Genomic DNA, 18,341 nt, shown 5'->3' with positions numbered 1-18,341 from the left:
TTAATATGTTTAAACATCGAGATTATACATTACGATATCGGGCAAATAATGAAGTAGAAATCATTTTGCCCAATAGTCAATTGATAGTAAATAAACCATTAATTGATAAAACTACTTTTACAATTATGGTTTGGAATATTTTTAAACAAAAAAGAGCCGACTGTATTCAAATTTTAGAACATTATGCAGATGAAACTAAATTGATATTATTACAAGAAGCGCAAACCACACCACAATTATTGAACTTTATTACCCGACAAAATAAGATAGCAGACCATGTGCCCGCTTACTGCTTCAATAATATTTATGCTGGTGTGATGACAATTACAGATACATTACCTATCTCTATCTATTCATTTAGAGAAAAAGAACCCCTTATTCGCGTTCCAAAATCCGCTTTAATCACGATATATCCTATTTATAACTCAACACAACAATTGCTGGTTGCGAACATTCATGCCGTTAACTTTAGTATTGGTGTGAAAAGTTATCGGCAACAAATGCATATGCTATTAAATCGAATCAAGGAGCATAATGGACCGGTGATCTTAGCGGGTGATTTCAATGCTTGGAGTCAACAGCGGTTAAATCTTTTATATCATTTAGTAAGTACAATCGACCTCAAACCGGTGAATTTTTCAATTGATATTCGAAAAACATTTATGGGAAGACCATTAGATTTTGTATTTTATCGAGGATTACAATTAGATACAGCAAAAATAATTAGTACTTCGGCATCTGATCATAATCCTTTATTGGTCAAATTTAGATTGGATTTGCAAGATTAATGGTTAATACATCACCTTCTTTGATATCCTGATCGGTCAAATTATTCCAAGTTAAAATATCTGTAATTTTAACACGATAATTTTTAGCTATAGTTACTAAATCATCACCTGCTTTAACTTGATAAGTGATCTGTTTATTGGATTTAGTATGAAGCGTTTTATTCTTATTATTTATTCCACTTGACACTTCGGACTTGATTGCTACTGTTTTGACTTCCAAAGGCATAGTGTTATGAGGCACATCTTGTAAAAGTTCTGTGATTTCGGCTGAAACAAGATTTTGTGCTTGTAGCTTTTTATGTAAATCTTCCGCATAAGAATACGGAACCAGTAAATGAAATGGTCCACTTACAGTTTGTTGTAAATAGCCTGCATTAAAACTTTTTAAGTCGTTAATTGGTATCCCAGTATATTGAGCAATTTTAGCTAATGAAATATTTTTAGACATATCAATTCTAACTAATGAGTTTTCATAGTTACAATCGGGTAATTTAATACCGTAACGTTCACTATTTTTTACAATATCAATAATGGCTAAAATCTTCGGTACATAGTGTCGGGTTTCAGTTGGTAAATCCAGCGCCCAATAATTTGTTGGTAAACAATTTGCTTTATTTTGTGCAATTGCTTTTCTAATGCGACCTTCGCCAGCATTATAAGCAGCAAGAGTTAATAACCAATCTCCTTTAAAACGACCGTTCAGATCTTTTAACAGCGTTATCGCTGAATTCGTTGATGCAATTAGATCACGTCTTGGATCAAATGAGTGACTTTTATTGAGACCGTATTCTCTGGCCGTTATGGGTACAATCTGCCATAAACCGGCAGCTTTACCAGCCGATGTTGCTAACGGATCGTAGGCACTTTCAATCAGTGGAATTAAAGCTAATTCTACCGGTAAATTATTTTGACGTAGTTGATCCATTATGTAATATACATAAGGCTCAGAACGAAGCGCTGTAGTTTCAAAAGCTTTAGGGTTGCGTAATAAAAGCGCTCTTTCTTCTTTAATACGATTATTTTCAGGGACTTTCACATTCAGTTGGCTTATCATATAATGCCAAGGATTTTGAGTAATTAATTTATTATTAATTCCACTACTTTTTAAAAGTCCACTGGTAACGATTGATTCTGAGTTATGTGTTGGATAGACACTACTATTATATTGAGATTGATGGTTTTGGCATGCAACCAAAAACGAACATAATGCTGTGAATATAAATAACTTTTTCATTACCTTAAAACATTAAACATTTATTAAAACCGTATATTATACCTAAAAAATATCCTTTTGGCTTCTAAAAAAAACAAATAAATCTAACTCATTGTTAAAATTTAATTTATTTTGTATGTTTTTTTCTTTACATCGTAGAAAAACATTAATTTGTTTTTCATTTCTTAAAGTAGATGGTAAAGTAATTGATTTATCGGAAATTAAATCATAATAGGCACTAATTTTAGTATCATTTGGTAACATATTTAGTGCAAAATCAAGATTAGATTTGGTATATTCATGACCAGCACAGACTAGGGTATCATCAGGTAATTGGGCTAATTTGTTAAGTGAATTTAGCATTTGCTGATAAGTACCTTCAAATACACGTCCACAACCAGCCGATAACAGCGTATCGCCACAAAAAAGATAAGGCTGACAATAGTAAGCCAAATGACCCAATGTATGACCTGGTACAGGAATTATCTCAAATTTAAAATCGGCAATAATTAATTTATCCCTATTTTCTACATATTGAATAGGTAAAGGAATCTCTTTGGGCCCATATACCTCAATAGAATTAAAATCATTTTGTAGTTTTACCACACCGCCAATGTGGTCTATATGGTGATGAGTAAGCAAAATTGCAAGGGGTGTTAAATTATGTAGATGTAGATAGTTATAAACAGGTTCGGCTGCCCCTGGATCAATGATAATAACTTGTTTAGCATTATTTTCTAATAACCAGACATAATTGTCTTTTAAAACGGGGATTATGTGTAATTTATACATAAATGAAATCCATGCTATTGAGTGACATTTGATAACTATAATGGGTTGGTCTCATGTGAAATAATAGGGTTTAAAACTTATTACGCTGAATTTGATTCTTCAAAAAAAGTATCCACTAAAGTAGGGGACTCAGCTTTAGATTTGGCTATGATATCACATTGTTCATTTTCAGGATGCCCTGCATGGCCTTTAACCCAAATCCAATCGATTTTATGTGTTTGTACCGCTTTATCAAGCCGCATCCATAAATCAACATTTTTGACAGATTTGTTATTTGCGGTTTTCCATCCATTTTTTTTCCAGGTATAAATCCATTTTGAAATGCCATTTTTCAAATATTGGCTATCAGAATAGAGATCAATTTGACAAGGCTCTTTTAATTTTTCTAAAGCGACAATTGCAGCTAATAACTCCATTCGATTATTAGTTGTATTAAAATATCCTTCTGCTAATATTTTTTCATTGTGCTTATATCTTAATATGGCAGCATATCCGCCGGGCCCAGGGTTTCCAAGACAAGAACCATCTGTGTATATTCTGATTTGTTTTAACATTTTTGCAAACTTTTCGGCAAACTAGGTTGATAACTCCCAAAATGTAACACAATTTAAAAATGGTAAGCAAATCTGAAGATTCAGCTTCCAATAGCGGGTAGGTATCAACATTAATAGTATTTAATGGTAAACTATATCACTAATTCGTAGTTTTCCCAATGTTTGATATAAAGAGAATAACGTGATAACTCATTCTACTCGCCAAATTGTACTCGATACAGAAACAACAGGTATGAATCAAGATGGAAATAATCATTATGAAGGACATAAGATTATTGAAATTGGTGCTGTTGAAATCATCAATCGCCGTTTAACAGGCAATCATTTTCATGTCTATATTAATCCAGAACGCTTAATTGATGAAGAAGCGTTTAAAGTTCATGGTATAAGCAATGAAGCTGTTAAAGATAAACCCATATTCAAAAATATCGCCCATGATTTTATTAAGTTTATTGATGGTGCTGAATTAATTATCCATAATGCATCGTTTGATGTCGGGTTTATGGATTATGAGTTTCGTCTTTGTGGTTTAGATTATAAAACTGCTGATCACTGTATTGTTACCGATACATTAGCAATGGCAAGACGGCTCTTCCCTGGCAAACGTAATAATTTAGATGTGCTTTGTGAACGCTACCAAATTGATAATTCTCATCGTACACTTCATGGCGCTTTACTGGATGCTGAGATTTTAGCTGAAGTATATTTAGCTATGACGGGGGGACAAACGACATTATCCTTTAATATGGATGAACATAGTCTAGCTAATGGTGAAAACAGCAATACTCTTCAAAGAATAGAGCGAGGATCGACCCCTTTAAAAGTCATAAAAGCCTCAGAATATGAACTTTCAGAACATGAAACTGTTTTATCAAAAATTGATAAAAAAAGTGGCGGAGCATTATGGCGTGCCAGTAAATGATTGTTTTCTATTCAATTGATTGCATATTTTAAAATATCTATTGACGCCATCGAAAATAATCTTTAATATCACGCCTACTTCAGCAGTGATGCCTTGAAGTAGTCTAAAAAGCGGAGCGGTAGTTCAGTTGGTTAGAATACCTGCCTGTCACGCAGGGGGTCGCGGGTTCGAGCCCCGTCCGTTCCGCCAATTTCATCAGTTTTTCCATAATGTTTTTGTTCCAATCCTCTATATAAAATCAATAGTTATTTATTTATAATTCGCCTTTTTGAATTTTAATCAAATAATTGAGTGCTTCTTCGTTATTTTGTAATCCATGATAAAAACAGGCATCCCAATTATTGGGTGTTCCGCCATTATTCTCGTAAATTAATTGGATTTCATATAATTTTTTTATGATGTCTTCTAAATTAATTGCGTTTTTTATATATATCTTTGGTGATTCACATAATTTTGTCCATAAATAAGAGAAATGATTCTTGATTCCTGAAGGGATGACAATATTCTTGATGTGCCATTCAACTATAATTTTTTCTTCATCTTTTACATCTATGGCTATAGGAGTAATTAACGGTGCTCGCCAGTCTGGTTTAAAGTGAGATGACATGATTCTTTTTTCAATAAATTTATCAAAATAAGGGTGAATAGGCCTTTCATGTAATATATCTCCTTTTATTTTTAATGATCGTTCCTTATTGCATCTATCACAAGCAGGTATCAGGTTCTTGGAAAAAAAAGAGTATTCTGGAAAGATTGATTTAGGTAAATAATGATCGATTGTTCCATTGCCATGTCTCCCACACATTGGGCATGCACCTTGAATACTTTCTCTCAGCGATTTAATGAATTTAAGTGCTTGTGGCGGGTTATCATATAAAAGATTCATGTGTTGTTTAAATGCCGATAATGAAGGTATTGTTTCTTCTGACAATGAATTAATAAACCAAGGGTTACCATTATGCTTATCATAATGTTCGTAAGATTTTTTAATAATATCGATATAAGATGAAATAAACCGAATATGTTTTCCTTTTCGATTTTTTTGACAAAGTTCATCTAATTGACAGCTATCAATAATTTCTGCGCTATTATATTGTGGAAAATTTAATTTTCTCATATTAATATTCCATATTATTCCTTAGCTGTAAGAGGGCATCTGGACTTATTTCTCCAATATACTTATCGAGAATTTCATCGAAGGTTAAATCATCTTTAATGTTATCAACTAATTCATTGTATAGATGGATTAACAGATCATCGCCAAAGATTTCATTTGAGATGCTGGTCACATTTGCGCCTAATGTTTGCATTCGCGGCTGCTTAATTTTGAAATCTACTTCGTCCTTTTCAATAATATGAACTTGTGCACTTTGTACTTCTCTGACAATGTAAGGAGAATGAGTAGCGATTATAGCGATGGATTTTGTGGTCTCTAATACATTATTAAGAATTCTCATAAATTGAGAAATAAGGTTAGGATGTAAAAAAGTTTCTGGTTCATCAATAAGCAGTACTGATGCCGGTCCGACATTGGCAAAAACATTTAAAATGAAACGGATAAATGTTGATTGTCCTAAACTTGGATGATATTTTTCGTCATTTTTATATATAACGAGATTTTTTTCCCGGTCAATCGTCGCTATCCTATCAAGCCAACGTTGTTCACCATTGTATCGGGCAAAGTTTTTTATTGCGATTTCGTGGTGTTGATCTAGGTTAGCCGAATGATCCACTAAAAGCGGAACTTTTATTGTTAAATCATAAAATTCTTGGGAAATGATATTACATAATTCGGATATTCTATTGTTTCTTAACACATCTACCAATAAATGATTGTCTGTTTTTTCATTAAAAACCCTGTTGTTCTGAATATTAGGATCTAGCTGTGAAATAGAAACACTAGGATTATTGATAAGTTCTTTGTCAATTGAATTAAGTGTTGCATGATGAGCAAACAAAATAACTTGGTTAAAGTCAAGTTGTGGAACAATTGAGATATGTTTTGATTGTCTATCAGCAAGCGCTTTAACGAGTTCTGTCAGTATCGTTGTTTTTCCACATCCATTTTGCCCTATTATGGTCGCAATGCGACCCCGTAATTTATTCTGATTGGTAAATTTAAATTCGAGTTGAAGAGAATCTAAATTTTTAAACGTAATGTTGAAGGTTTGTTTAGAGTCGGCATTTTCAATGACTTTACCTTGTATAATAGAATATCCATGCCGATAAGCAAAATACGCCTCACTCGTTCTAAGCATAGCTCTACTATACACATCGGTTTTATAAAAATCATCCCACTTTGGTATTCTAGAAGGTTTATCCACATATAAACAAATATCATTTATTTCTTCCAGAATGTTTATTGCTCTTTCAAAACCAATTAATCGGCTGATGGCGCTATAAGATTTTTGATTTGTGAATAAATGAGCAAAAGCTAAATCTATCGAAAAAAGATTTACAAATTTCTCTTTTTTTAGAATTGTAGAAACATACTTATAAGTATTATCTTGATCTTTGAAAGCAAATTTTGAATCAAACCATTCAATTGAATTATCATTTAATCGAATACCTATTTCTGTCGCTAATTGGTATCCAAAATCATTCCAATAACTATCTATTGGTTTTATAAAAACCGATCCTTCTGTTAAAAATTTTGTCGAACAATCAGGAGAACAAAGAAGTATAGTTAACTTTTCCTTTTTTTCCATATTAAAACTGATCCAAAACCAAAATTACCTAAATATGTAATTGTTTTTATATAACACATTTAACATAAATGCAAAGAAAAATGTAATTTAATCAATATGAAAAAATCGTGTTTCATAACGTTTTTTTCTTTTAAAACTCTGTTATATACTTAAGTTGTCACACAATGAATAATTTATCCTAACTTTAGCCGTAATGATTAAGTTTCTTGGAATATTGAATTCATGCTTTGTTATTCGCAATCAAAAATTTTAATAATTATCTATAAGTATACTTAGTTATGTTAAAAAAATGGTTATTTATTATTATAGGTAGTGTTTCATTTTTGCTGGGAACAGTAGGCATTTTCGTGCCACTTTTGCCAACAGTACCATTCTATTTGTTAACCGCATATTTGTGGCTTAATAGTTCAGATCGTCTTTATCGCTGTTTTACTCAAAGTCATTATTATCAAACTTATATACAAAAGATGCTTATTGAGAAAAAAGCATCTAAAAAAAGTTTGTTTAAAATGCTAGCTATGGTTTTTATCGCATTGTTAATCCCATTTATTTTTATTCATTCCTTGCATGTGCGCATTATTTTAGTAATCGTTTTTTTAGCGCATATTGTTATTGGCTTTTATTATTTTAGAAAAAAGAAAATTTAAAGAGAAAAGAAACGTAATTACAGGGTAAGTTACCCTGTAACAATTATAAATATTGCTAATAATCTAGTTCAGACTTTTCTTAATCTCTATAGCAAGTAACGGATTCCACATGGCTCCTGTCGCACTCATCACAGCATCAGCACCGTTTTTAATGAATTGATGATAATGTTCACTGTTGCTAACTCCACCAACACCTATAATGGTAAATTTTAAATCCATTTGTTGACGATATTTATTAAGGCGACTCACCATATCTAATCCAGCCCAACGTATGGCATCGCCACAAATTCCACCTTCCTTTCTATTTTCTCCTAAAGCTGGCTGACCATTTGCGTTAACAGGTTTAGCTGATAAGGTATTAATAGCACTTAATCCATCAATTATCGATCCGACTTTAGTAAGTAATGAAATAATTTTTTCATCATCCGGAAAATAGGCTAGTTTCAATATAAGTGGACGATCGGGAACTGCATTTTTAATTTCATTTACAATGCGTTCTACTTTATTAACATCAAAACAGAGTAATTTACTCGCTCCTTCATTTGGGCAACTCAAGTTTGCTTCAAGAATTGGGGCATTAGTTTCTCTTACTAATTTAGCGGCTAACGCATAATCTTTTTCAATTTCGCCATGTCCTTGTGTTCCTTGAAAGCTACCAATAACATATTGACCTTGACCAGCGGCTTTTACCGCATCAGCCATATCAGGTTGCCAAACATCGGGAGCAAGAGAAGGAACACCAAACGAATTGGTAATTGATAGCGGTTGAGTATAATTTGTATCTGCTAAGACAGTATCAAGATTACTGGATAATTTACCGTTAGGATGAACAGATAGCACATTCGGCAATGGATGACATTTGTGAAATCTTGTTCTTACAGTTTTATAGACGCATAAGTCAAATCCATACGCAAACGCAGCTTTAATATAATTGGCATTTAGGAGGGGACCGGCAGGCATTCCAAATGGTAAATTAACATCAAGATTGAGAAATTGACTGGTTTGGGTTGCGACATGTTCAACGTGACTTAATTGTGTAAAAAGCCCAAAAGGACCGTTTGCATAATTATCTTCATAACTGATAGTGGGATCGTAAAACGGTGTTAAAGATTTCATAATATCTCCTGTGATGAGCACTTAAAAAAATTCTGAGGAAAGAGGTGTATATTTTTGATAAAAAAAATCCTCCATAAAGGAGGATCAATAAATTGAATTAAAAAAGAGTGATACTTAATTTTGGATAATAATTTTTCTTTTTTCACTCTAATCATTCTTAGGTTCTCTTGGACAAACTTGCATGCATTCTAGCTTAATCTATTCAAACTTCAAGCCAATTATAATGATAAATATGTAACTAAATGAAATAGTTGCAGTGTTTTTTTTTAGATTTATCGTTGCAATATGACTATCTTGAAAACTGTTTTGCTTACTTAAGCTACAATGTTATTTGTTTAGATAAACAAATAGCACATAATACTTTAAAAAATATATAAAAATTTTTGTCTAAAAAATAATACATCAGTACATTAATAGTCTGTTTCGAAGTGGAGAATGATTATAAGTAATGCTATTATTAACAACAGTTAATAAATCTGAATAAAATAATTAGGTATATAATAATGAAAAAAGAAAATATTTTTAACCCCTTCACTTTACCCAATGGCGTTGAATTAAAAAATAGAATAATGATGGCGCCAATGACGACCTGTTCCGGATTTTATGACGGTTCAGTCACGCATGATTTAATCGAGTATTATCGAGATCGAGCAGGTGAAATTGGAACAATCATCGTTGAGTGCGGGTTTGTCGATAATAAAGGATTAGCGTTTCCTGGTGCAATAGGTTTAGATAACGATGATAAAATTGAAGGATTAGCTAAAATTGCGAAAGCAATTAAAGAAAAGGGATCGAAAGCAGTCATTCAAGTTTATCACGGTGGTCGAATGGTTGAGCCAAAACTCATTGGTGGACAATCTCCTGTTGGACCAAGTGCTATCGCAGCCCCTAGAGTAGGCGCAGCAACACCGATCGCATTAACGGCAGACGAAGTCGACGACATGATCGAAAAATTTGGTCAAGCGGTACGTCGTGCTATTGAAGCCGGTTTCGATGGTGTTGAAATCCACGGTGCTAACACTTATTTAATCCAACAATTTTATTCTCCAAATTCAAATCAACGAACCGATAAATGGGGTGGAAGCCGTGATAATCGCTTGCAATTCCCTTTAGCAATCTTAGATATCACACATAAAATGGTTAAACAGTTTGCAACGCCAGAATTTATTGTTGGTTATCGTTTTTCTCCGGAAGAACTGGAAGTACCGGGTATTCGTTTTGATGACTCCATGTATCTACTTGAAAAGTTAGCAGACAAAGGTCTGGATTATATCCATTTTTCAATGGGCGCGATTTTAAGACCTTCAATTGTTGATACCCAAGATCCAACCCCGTTAATCAATAAATATGTGGCAATGCGATCTGCGACATTAGCTAAAATTCCGGTAGTAGGTGTAGGTAATGTGGTTAATCAAATTGATGTAGAAACGGCGATTGATAATGGTTACGATTTGGTCGCTGTTGGTCGAGCATGCATCGCTTATCCAGACTGGATTAGCCGTATTGAAAAAGGTGAACAACTGGAGCTAACTATCAGTAGTGACAAACGTGAAGAATTGAATATCCCTGAACCTTTATGGCGTTTTTCATTAGTTGAAGCATTAATTCGTGATGCAAGTCTAAATAATAAGAAATTCAAACCTGGTCAATATCAAGAAAAAGTTAATGATGAATCTTATGAATTTCTTATTAATGTCGAGTTAGGCAAAGATTTCATTAAAGATATGCAACTTGTGAATGCCAATGAGTTTGATAACCAAGTTTTAGATAATTTTGCAGAAATTAAACAACGAATTATTAATTCAAACAGTCCACATGTGGATGCAATTTCTGGGGCTACATCACAGTGTGAAGCATTCAAAAAAGCCGTTACTAAGGCCATGACACAATCGAATAAAGAAGCCATTATTGCTGAAGGTGGTGATCCAAATGATAAATCTTACGATATTGTTGTTGTGGGAAGCGGGGGAGCAGGGCTGGCTTCTGCAATACGAGCTCATGATTTAGGGGCTAGCGTTGTTGTCGTTGAAAAAATGCCTGTTATTGGCGGAAATACCAATAAAGCGTCTGCTGGTATGAATGCAGCTGAAACTAAATTCCAAAAACTTAAAGGCATTGTTGACAGTAAGGATCTATTCTATAAAGAAACTTTGGCTGGTGGTAAAAATAAAAATAATCCGGAATTACTTCGTTACTTTGTTGAAAATGCCCCCGATGCGATTGATTGGTTAGATGAAAACGGTATTGAACTAAGTGGTATTACGACAACAGGTGGAATGAGTATCGACCGTACACATCGACCAGCAAGTGGTGCAGCTGTTGGCGGATTTTTGATTAGTGGATTGGTAAAAAATCTTAATAAACGTGGTATTGAAGTCATGTTAGATACCAATGTGACTGAAATCGTTACCGAAAATCATAAAGTTGTTGGCGTTAAAGTCGTTGAAGAAGACGGCACAAATTATATCATTAAAGCGAAAGCGGTGGTGATTGCAACGGGCGGATTTAGTGCTAACCGTGAAATGGTTGAAAAATATCGTCCTGACTTAAAAGGTTTTGTGACAACCAACCATAAAGGGGCGACAGGTTCTGGTATCATGATCTTAGAAAAACTTGGGGCTGGCACTGTTGATATGGGCGAAATTCAAATCCATCCAACTGTTGAACAAACTACCTCATATTTGATCTCAGAATCTATACGTGGCGGTGGCGCAATTCTTGTTTCTCAAGAAGGTAAACGTTTTGTTAATGAATTAGATACCCGAGATAAGGTTTCAGCGGATATTATCAAATTACCTGAACACTATTCCTATATTTTATTCGATCAACAAGTTCGTGACGAAAACAAAGCCGTTGAAGAGTATGTTTCTAATGATCTCGTTGTTCAAGCCGATTCAATTACTGAATTAGCTAACAAACTTTCTATTGATGCTAATAATCTGTCAAAAACGATTGAACGTTATAATGAGTTTGTAATTAACAAACAAGATGAGGATTTTGGTCGAACGACGGGAATGCGTCATCCAATTAACACCGCACCATTTTATGCAATTAAAATTGCACCAGGTGTTCACCATACAATGGGAGGTGTAACGATAAACACTGAAACACAAGTATTAGATAATGATAAACATGTGATTAAAGGTGTTTTTGCGGCTGGTGAGGTTGTTGGTGGTGTGCATGGAGCAAATCGCATTGGTGGTAATGCTGTTGCTGATATCATTATTTTTGGTATACAAGCAGGTAAAAAAGCCACAGATTACATTAATAGTTAATTGAACTTTGCTAAAAATGGTAAGTTCTACCTACGACTATTCTCAAACATTGATGGGGATGACGGTAACATTGACGCTATTAGAGCAAAATGAAACCGTCGCAAAACTTGCTTTTGCTACCATTAAATTGCTTGAAGATAAATTGACTGTTAACCGCCCAGTTTCGGAGGTTATGTCAATCAATCTTGCAGCAGGCAAACATCCTGTTGAGGTAAGCTTACCTGTATTTTCACTTATTAAACAGGCTTGGCAACTGAGCGTGAATCCCTCAAGTTGTTTTAATATGGCTATCGGCCCTGTTGTCAAACTTTGGAAAATAGGGTTTAAAGGAGATAGTATTCCTGCCGATCATCATATCAAACAACAACTATTATTAACCGATCCATTTGATATAGAATTAAATGATACAACCCATTCTGTTTTTTTAAAAAAAGCAGGAATGGAGATAGATCTTGGTGCTATCGCAAAAGGTTATATCGCCGATGTCATTAAAAATCTGTTACTTGAACATCATATTCACCATGGCATCATAAATTTAGGTGGAAATATACTAACGTTAGGAGCCTCCCCAATAGAAAAGTCAGGTTGTTGGTGTATAGGGTTAAGAAAACCCTTTTCTTTATCTGATGAGTTAGCAGGTATAATAAAAGTTAAAAATAAATCAGTCGTTACTTCGGGCATTTATGAACGTTATTTTGTGCAAAATAATCGGCTTTATCATCATATTTTCAATCCTTTAACTGGCTATCCTCTTGATAATGAAATTGAAAGCGTTACCGTTATTTCAAATACTTCTATTGAAGGCGATATTTATTCAACGATTTTTTATGGATTAGGCGTAAATGCCAGTGGTGAATATTTAAAAAAACATCCAGATATTTCAGGCATTTTTTTACTAAAAAATAAAACGATGACACTGATCAATCCGAAAAATTTTAATTTTGATCTAATTGATAAACACTATGAAATAAATCTACATTAAGAACCAATGACAATGAAATTGCTAAACTTTTATTGTTTTAAATGAATTAATTACGTTTTTACATTAAAGAAGGAAATTATTATGAACGCAGTGAAAAAACCACCAGTAAAATGGTTACCACTCATAATTATTGCTGCTATTTCAGCAATATTATGGCTATTTGTTTCGCCTCCACAAGGAATAAGTACAGAAGGTTGGCGAACAAGCATTATTTTTGTGGCAACGATTGCCTGTATTGTTGCAGAAATTATGCCAATTGGCGCAATTGGCTTATTAGCCATTACGGTTTTTGCTATTTTAAGACCATCTGGTGCCGCTAATGCAACCGAATCAATCAAAATATCGTTGAGCGAATTGAATAGTAGCTTAATTTGGTTGATCGTTGTTGCATTTATGATTGCGCGAGGATTTATTAAAACTGGTTTAAGCAAACGTATTGCTTATTATTTAGTAAAAATTTTAGGTAAAAACACTTTAGGCTTAGCTTATGGTTTAGCTGTAACAGATGTGGCATTGGCGCCTGCCATTCCAAGTACGACAGCTCGTGCTGGTGGTGTGATTTATCCAATCGCTGAAGCGTTATCGATTAACTTTAATTCTAATCCGAAGGATGAATCAAGAAATCGAATTGGCACTTTTTTAATGTTAACCATAAGTCATATCAATGATATTACCTCAGCAATGTTTTTGACTGCATTTACCGGTAATTTATTAGCCGCTAAATTAGTCACAGAAACATTAGACGTGACATTGGGATGGGGACAGTGGTTTATTGCCGCTATCGTACCTTGTTTGGTTTCTTTTATTGTGATTCCATTAGTTATTTATTTTTTAACCAATCCAGAACTTAAAAAAACACCTGATGCACCAAGATTAGCTGTTGAAGAGTTGAAGAAAATGGGACCAATCACCGCTAAAGAAATTATCATGGGTGGTACGGTAATTTTATTGTTAGGTCTTTGGATTTTCGGTAAAGACTATTTAGGTGTTGATGCAACAACGACTGCTTTTATTGGTTTAACAATTTTAATCTTAACTGGTGTGCTAAGCTGGGATGATGTGAAAGGTGAAAAAGCGGCATGGGATACCTTAATTTGGTTTGCGGCTTTATTAATGATAGCAGGACAAGTCAATAAGCTAGGTGTTACAAAATGGTTAGGCGATACTATCGGTCGTGCAGTAGAAAACCAATTTATTGATAATAGCTGGGTACAAGTTATTATTATTTTGTCTATTGCCTATGTTTATTTACACTATTTCTTTGCTAGTGGCAATGCGCATATTGCGGCGCTATTTCCAGTATTCTTATCTGTAGCCGTGGCACTTCATGTTCCACCAATGATTGCGATATTTGCATTAGTTATTTGTACCAACTATTTTGGTTCCATTACCCAATTTGCCAATGCTCGAAATCCGTTGTTATTTGCTGAAGGTTTTGTTCCAGTCAAAACATGGTGGAAAGTAGGATTTATCTGTAGCGTTGTTAACTTAACCATTGTGTTTACCGTTGGTCTTTTGTGGTGGAAAATGTTGGAATTAGGTTAAGAAATAACGTATCTTAAACACTATTCAACAAAAAAACCGTCAGAAATTGGCGGTTTTTTTATCCTCTAATTATGATAATCTCATAACAAAATAATCGATAAACTCCAATCATTAATGGCCTGCCAATATTTTTGTTCCTGCTCTAAATCTAATAAAATCAATTTATTACTTTCCACAAAATTAGTGTCAATTTCGAATGTCATTTTGGTCAATTTGTCTTTAACTAATTTTAATCGAAATGCATTCAAATTAATCTCTGTAGAGCGTTGATTATTGATCAGAATGGAGAGTCTGAGTATTTGTAATAATGAAATAATATGTTTAAATTCAAAAAGGCTAAAATAAGGAAATGCTTCAATATTAATTGATTTTCGATGATAACGAACGAGTGTCGATAATAACAGTTGTTGTTCTTCGTTAAATCCCGGCAAATTGCTGTTTTGCAGAATGTAACTTGAATGTTTATGCACAGACGAAAAGTTAATTTTTAATCCTACTTCATGTAAAAGAGCCGCCCAATATAAAATGGATTCGACACAAATTGGAATATCGATTTGTGCTTGCTCTTTCCATTGTAAAAAAAAGTATTTTGCTGTTTTGACAACTTGCATAGCATGACGCTGATCGATATTGTAGTGTTTAGATAAAGATTCGGCGGTGGTTTGACGTATGTCTCGATAATTAGGGCCACCGATTAATTCATATAAAACCCCTTCACGTAAAGCATTAGAACTATACTGCAACGAATTTAATCCCAATGCATTAAATACACCACAAAATATTGCCAGTCCACTCACAAAAACCTGTTTACGTTCATCGGATAGTGAAGGGTAGGTAATATCATCAAATGTTTCAAAGTCCAATACATAACTAACTAAATCATCTAATCTCTTCGGGGTAATAATACCGTCACTCACACCAAGATCTAATAGAATATGATGAATAGATTTAATGGTTCCTGATGTACCAAAAGCAACCGTAATATTCTGTTTTTTGATAGTACTAATCATGGTTTCAATTTGTTGCTCGGCTGCAAGTTTTGCTCGTTGAAATGACTCTTCATCAATCTTTTGTTGTGGAAAAAAACTTTTATTAAAGGTTACGCAGCCCATTGGACGACTAGCGACAATGATAGGTTTAAGGTCATTGCCTTTGCCAATCGCAATTTCAGTTGATCCTCCGCCAATATCAATAACAAATTTAGTATCAATTGATGAAGTGGGTTCAGCGGTCATAGTACCTAAATAGACTAAACGGGCTTCTTCTTGACCTGAAATAATTTCTATAGGGTAAGGTAATATTTTAGCTGCAGCCTTCAAAAACTTATGCCTGTTTGATGCAACACGAAGTGTGTAAGTTGCAACAATTCTCACATTTTCCGGAGGAAATCCATTTAAACGTTCAGCAAACAGTTCAAGACACTCTATTCCCCGTTTAATACTCGAGTCACTTAATTGATTATTTTCATCTAATCCAGTCGCCAAATGTATATTCTTTTTATTTTTATAAATTATCTGTGTTGCACCATTAATGATTCGTGCAATAATCATATGAAAACTGTTAGAACCGAGATCAATAACCGCATATTCATTAGATTTCTTCACGTTTAGATATCCTTATTGTTTGGCTTCTAATTGTTTTAAATAATCATAAATAGCGTGCTGTGCTCGAATTTTTTTCTTATTACCGCGTTGAACATAATTATTCATGTTTTCTTTATCAATAATTCGTGCTTTGACATTATCATTACATTGGATATTAAAAATATCATGAATAGTTGATTTTAAGATAGGATCAAATATCTTCACACCTACTTCTATGCGGTTATCCAAATTACGTGGCATCCAGTCAGCAGAGGAGATGAAAGTATCTTTTTTACCATCATTTTCAAATATATATACCCGTGCGTGCTCTAAATATTGATCGACGATACTAGTTACATATATATTTTCACTCAGATTGGGAATTTGAGGTTCTAAAACACAGGTTCCTCGAACAATCATTCTAATTTTTACACCTTCGCATGATGCACGGTATAACTGGTCTATCATCTCTTTATCAGTGATCGCATTAAGCTTTAAATAGATGCCTGAAGGTTTTCCTGCTTTGGCATTTTGAATTTCTCTTTCAATAAATTCATGAAAACGCAAACGCGTATTTTGAGGGGAAACAAGCAAATGATTGAACGAAACTGGCTTGAATGGATTTTCAATAAAATTAAACACTTTTATTACTTCGTCTGTAATGGCTGGATCGGCGGTTAATAATGAAAAATCTGTATACACACGAGCAGTTTTTTCGTTGAAATTCCCCGATCCAATATGTGCATATCGAACAATCTTGTTTTCTTCACGACGATCAATTAAAAATAGTTTGGCATGAATTTTGAGTTTGGGTTGTGAATAGATAACTTTGATTCCACTACTGAGTAGTCTTTTTGCCCATTTAATATTTGCTTCCTCATCAAATCGAGCCTGAAGTTCAACCACTACGGTGACTTTTTTACCGTTATTAGCAGCATTAATTGCTGCATGGATAAATCGTGAGTCTTTTGCTACCCGATAGATATTCATGCGGATATGGGTTACAGCCGGATCAAATGAAGCTTGTCGCATAATTTCTAATACATGCCCAAACGAGTAGTAAGGGTAATAAAGAAGTACATCACGATCTTTAATCGTCGCAAACGCATTTCTAAACTTTTTAAAGCGATTATAAGCCAAACTCGGTAATCGTTTATTTAAAAGGTTTTTTCCACCAAGATCAGGAAAGTTAGCCAGATCTTTAAAATTAGGGTAACGTCCACCTGGCATGGCATCTTGTTCAGTTAATCTTAATTTACTGATTAATAACTCAAATAATGCTTTAGGCATATCTTTTTGATAAGTAAAACGAACAGGTTGTGCCGTCAATCGCTGCTTCAATCCTTGAGACATTAATTCTAACAAACTGTCTAATTCTGTATTTAATTCATATTCTGCATCTCGATTGATATTGATTGAATATGCATTCAGTTCTGTGGCATCAAAAAAGACTTTGAAGATATCAGATAAACAATAACGAAGGATGTTATCCAAAAAGATAATTGATTTATTTTTGGTTGATACTTCTGACGGCAAAAGTACAAATCGAGGTGCGTTGTCGGTTGGTAACTCAAGCAGGGCATAACTTATCTTTTCATCACAGATAATTTCAACGGCCAAATAAGCATGATCATCTTTTAAAAATTGGATCAGTTCTGTGTGACTATCCAGTAATATTGGGGTAATGTATTGTCTTAAATTCTGTTTATAATAGTTTTTTATCCAATCTTCCTGATAAGATGAAAGTTGTCTCTCATTAATTAAGAAAATTTGATTTCTTGCCATTTCAAGTAATAATTCGTTATACAGTTGATCAAACTGGAGTTCAAGTTGTATGACTTTCTGATTAACTTGCCTTAATAATAACTTTGCGTTAGAAGTAGCGGACTGTCCTTGTTCCTGTTCAATTAATACATATTTTTTCAAATTGGCGTATTGTACTTTATAAAATTCATCGAGATTGCTGGAATAAATGCCTAAAAATCGAACACGCTCAATAAGTGGATTACTTTTGTCTGCTGCTTCTTGTAAAACACGTTGATTAAAAGCAAGCCAACTAAGTTCTTTGGGAAAATACACTTTTTCTTGTAGCATTCTTTATCTCTTAAAATACAATAATGAAATTTAATACAGGATAACTTAACTTAAAAAAAAAGCTAGCATAACGCTAGCTTTTAATTTAAATATATTAAACAATTTTTGCTTTAAAGCAACTT

Annotated in this window: 14 protein-coding genes and 1 tRNA gene; 7 read left to right on the top strand and 8 right to left on the bottom strand. The window is 33.7% G+C overall.

All coding sequences use genetic code 11. The features are described from left to right. Positions 1-5: 5 nt before the first annotated feature. Positions 6-788 carry an endonuclease/exonuclease/phosphatase family protein gene (locus tag J3U36_RS07900; RefSeq protein ID WP_267378689.1) on the top strand — a complete coding sequence of 261 codons (783 nt, stop codon included), beginning with the start codon at positions 6-8 and terminating at the stop codon, positions 786-788. Here J3U36_RS07900 and J3U36_RS07895 read toward each other — a convergent pair. From J3U36_RS07895 to rnhA, 3 genes are all read right to left on the bottom strand, one after another. Further along, positions 766-2,022, bottom strand: coding sequence for a transglycosylase SLT domain-containing protein (locus J3U36_RS07895; protein ID WP_267378692.1), 1,257 nt, complete (start codon positions 2,020-2,022; stop codon positions 766-768). The two genes, J3U36_RS07900 and J3U36_RS07895, sit on opposite strands and share 23 nt — an antisense overlap. A 42-nt stretch (positions 2,023-2,064) precedes the next feature. After that, complete coding sequence (gene gloB, locus J3U36_RS07890; protein WP_267378695.1) at positions 2,065-2,793, bottom strand: hydroxyacylglutathione hydrolase; 729 nt, start codon at positions 2,791-2,793, stop codon at positions 2,065-2,067. A gap of 80 nt (positions 2,794-2,873) precedes the next feature. Beyond that, positions 2,874-3,347 carry a ribonuclease HI gene (gene rnhA, locus J3U36_RS07885; protein ID WP_267350932.1) on the bottom strand — a complete coding sequence of 158 codons (474 nt, stop codon included), beginning with the start codon at positions 3,345-3,347 and terminating at the stop codon, positions 2,874-2,876. Between the two features lie 181 nt (positions 3,348-3,528). Between rnhA and dnaQ the strand changes: the two genes are divergently transcribed. Beyond that, a complete protein-coding gene (gene dnaQ, locus J3U36_RS07880; protein ID WP_267350934.1) occupies positions 3,529-4,269 on the top strand; it encodes a DNA polymerase III subunit epsilon in 741 nt (246 codons plus the stop codon). A 112-nt stretch (positions 4,270-4,381) separates the two neighbouring features. Continuing rightward, positions 4,382-4,458 (top strand) — tRNA-Asp (locus J3U36_RS07875). Positions 4,459-4,522: 64 nt separating this feature from the next. On the opposite strand, the gene J3U36_RS07870 is transcribed toward J3U36_RS07875, so the two are convergent. Together J3U36_RS07870 and J3U36_RS07865 are read right to left on the bottom strand one after the other, a co-directional pair. Beyond that, positions 4,523-5,386, bottom strand: a complete 864-nt coding sequence (locus tag J3U36_RS07870) for an HNH endonuclease (protein ID WP_267378698.1) — start codon at positions 5,384-5,386, stop codon at positions 4,523-4,525. Position 5,387: 1 nt separating this feature from the next. After that, on the bottom strand, positions 5,388-6,977 hold the full coding sequence (locus tag J3U36_RS07865) for an ATP-dependent nuclease (RefSeq protein ID WP_267378700.1): 1,590 nt from the start codon (positions 6,975-6,977) through the stop codon (positions 5,388-5,390). Positions 6,978-7,255: 278 nt separating this feature from the next. Between J3U36_RS07865 and J3U36_RS07860 the strand changes: the two genes are divergently transcribed. Further along, the gene (locus J3U36_RS07860) at positions 7,256-7,624 is read left to right on the top strand and encodes a YbaN family protein (RefSeq protein WP_267378702.1); all 369 of its coding nucleotides are present in this window, start codon (positions 7,256-7,258) and stop codon (positions 7,622-7,624) included. Between the two features lie 63 nt (positions 7,625-7,687). On the opposite strand, the gene J3U36_RS07855 is transcribed toward J3U36_RS07860, so the two are convergent. Next, on the bottom strand, positions 7,688-8,740 hold the full coding sequence (locus tag J3U36_RS07855) for a hypothetical protein (RefSeq protein ID WP_267378704.1): 1,053 nt from the start codon (positions 8,738-8,740) through the stop codon (positions 7,688-7,690). A gap of 503 nt (positions 8,741-9,243) precedes the next feature. On the opposite strand from J3U36_RS07855, the gene J3U36_RS07850 reads away from it, so the two are divergent. The 3 genes from J3U36_RS07850 to J3U36_RS07840 all read left to right on the top strand — a co-directional run bounded on the left by J3U36_RS07850 (position 9,244) and on the right by J3U36_RS07840 (position 14,542). Then, complete coding sequence (locus J3U36_RS07850) at positions 9,244-12,015, top strand: flavocytochrome c (RefSeq protein ID WP_267378707.1); 2,772 nt, start codon at positions 9,244-9,246, stop codon at positions 12,013-12,015. Between the two features lie 16 nt (positions 12,016-12,031). Continuing rightward, positions 12,032-12,997 carry an FAD:protein FMN transferase gene (locus tag J3U36_RS07845; RefSeq protein ID WP_267378710.1) on the top strand — a complete coding sequence of 322 codons (966 nt, stop codon included), beginning with the start codon at positions 12,032-12,034 and terminating at the stop codon, positions 12,995-12,997. A gap of 81 nt (positions 12,998-13,078) precedes the next feature. Beyond that, entirely contained in the window at positions 13,079-14,542 is a 1,464-nt protein-coding gene (locus J3U36_RS07840) for a DASS family sodium-coupled anion symporter (protein WP_267378713.1), read from the top strand. An 80-nt stretch (positions 14,543-14,622) separates the two neighbouring features. Here J3U36_RS07840 and J3U36_RS07835 read toward each other — a convergent pair whose 3' ends face one another. Then, positions 14,623-16,092, bottom strand: a complete 1,470-nt coding sequence (locus tag J3U36_RS07835) for an exopolyphosphatase (RefSeq protein WP_416379824.1) — start codon at positions 16,090-16,092, stop codon at positions 14,623-14,625. A gap of 66 nt (positions 16,093-16,158) precedes the next feature. Continuing rightward, positions 16,159-18,219 (bottom strand): polyphosphate kinase 1, encoded by a 2,061-nt coding sequence (gene ppk1 / locus J3U36_RS07830; RefSeq protein ID WP_267350947.1) that lies wholly within the window; start codon positions 18,217-18,219, stop codon positions 16,159-16,161. Between the last annotated feature and the right edge of the window lie 122 nt (positions 18,220-18,341).

Origin of the sequence: Gilliamella sp. B3817, from assembly GCF_026536705.1 — a bacterium.
GTDB lineage: Bacteria > Pseudomonadota > Gammaproteobacteria > Enterobacterales > Orbaceae > Gilliamella > Gilliamella apicola_I.
Note: the sequence above shows the minus strand (reverse complement) of the source record. Positions and strands in the feature narration are given on the sequence as shown.

Coding starts and splice junctions, on each gene's coding strand:
- J3U36_RS07860 (WP_267378702.1), top strand. CDS start 7,256: ATGTTAAAAAAATGGTTATTTATTATTATAGGTAGTGTTTCATTTTTG.
- ppk1 (WP_267350947.1), bottom strand. CDS start 18,219: ATGCTACAAGAAAAAGTGTATTTTCCCAAAGAACTTAGTTGGCTTGCT.
- rnhA (WP_267350932.1), bottom strand. CDS start 3,347: ATGTTAAAACAAATCAGAATATACACAGATGGTTCTTGTCTTGGAAAC.
- gloB (WP_267378695.1), bottom strand. CDS start 2,793: ATGTATAAATTACACATAATCCCCGTTTTAAAAGACAATTATGTCTGG.
- J3U36_RS07840 (WP_267378713.1), top strand. CDS start 13,079: ATGAACGCAGTGAAAAAACCACCAGTAAAATGGTTACCACTCATAATT.
- J3U36_RS07870 (WP_267378698.1), bottom strand. CDS start 5,386: ATGAGAAAATTAAATTTTCCACAATATAATAGCGCAGAAATTATTGAT.
- J3U36_RS07835 (WP_416379824.1), bottom strand. CDS start 16,092: ATGATTATTGCACGAATCATTAATGGTGCAACACAGATAATTTATAAA.
- J3U36_RS07865 (WP_267378700.1), bottom strand. CDS start 6,977: ATGGAAAAAAAGGAAAAGTTAACTATACTTCTTTGTTCTCCTGATTGT.
- J3U36_RS07855 (WP_267378704.1), bottom strand. CDS start 8,740: ATGAAATCTTTAACACCGTTTTACGATCCCACTATCAGTTATGAAGAT.
- J3U36_RS07845 (WP_267378710.1), top strand. CDS start 12,032: ATGGTAAGTTCTACCTACGACTATTCTCAAACATTGATGGGGATGACG.
- J3U36_RS07895 (WP_267378692.1), bottom strand. CDS start 2,022: ATGAAAAAGTTATTTATATTCACAGCATTATGTTCGTTTTTGGTTGCA.
- J3U36_RS07850 (WP_267378707.1), top strand. CDS start 9,244: ATGAAAAAAGAAAATATTTTTAACCCCTTCACTTTACCCAATGGCGTT.
- J3U36_RS07900 (WP_267378689.1), top strand. CDS start 6: ATGTTTAAACATCGAGATTATACATTACGATATCGGGCAAATAATGAA.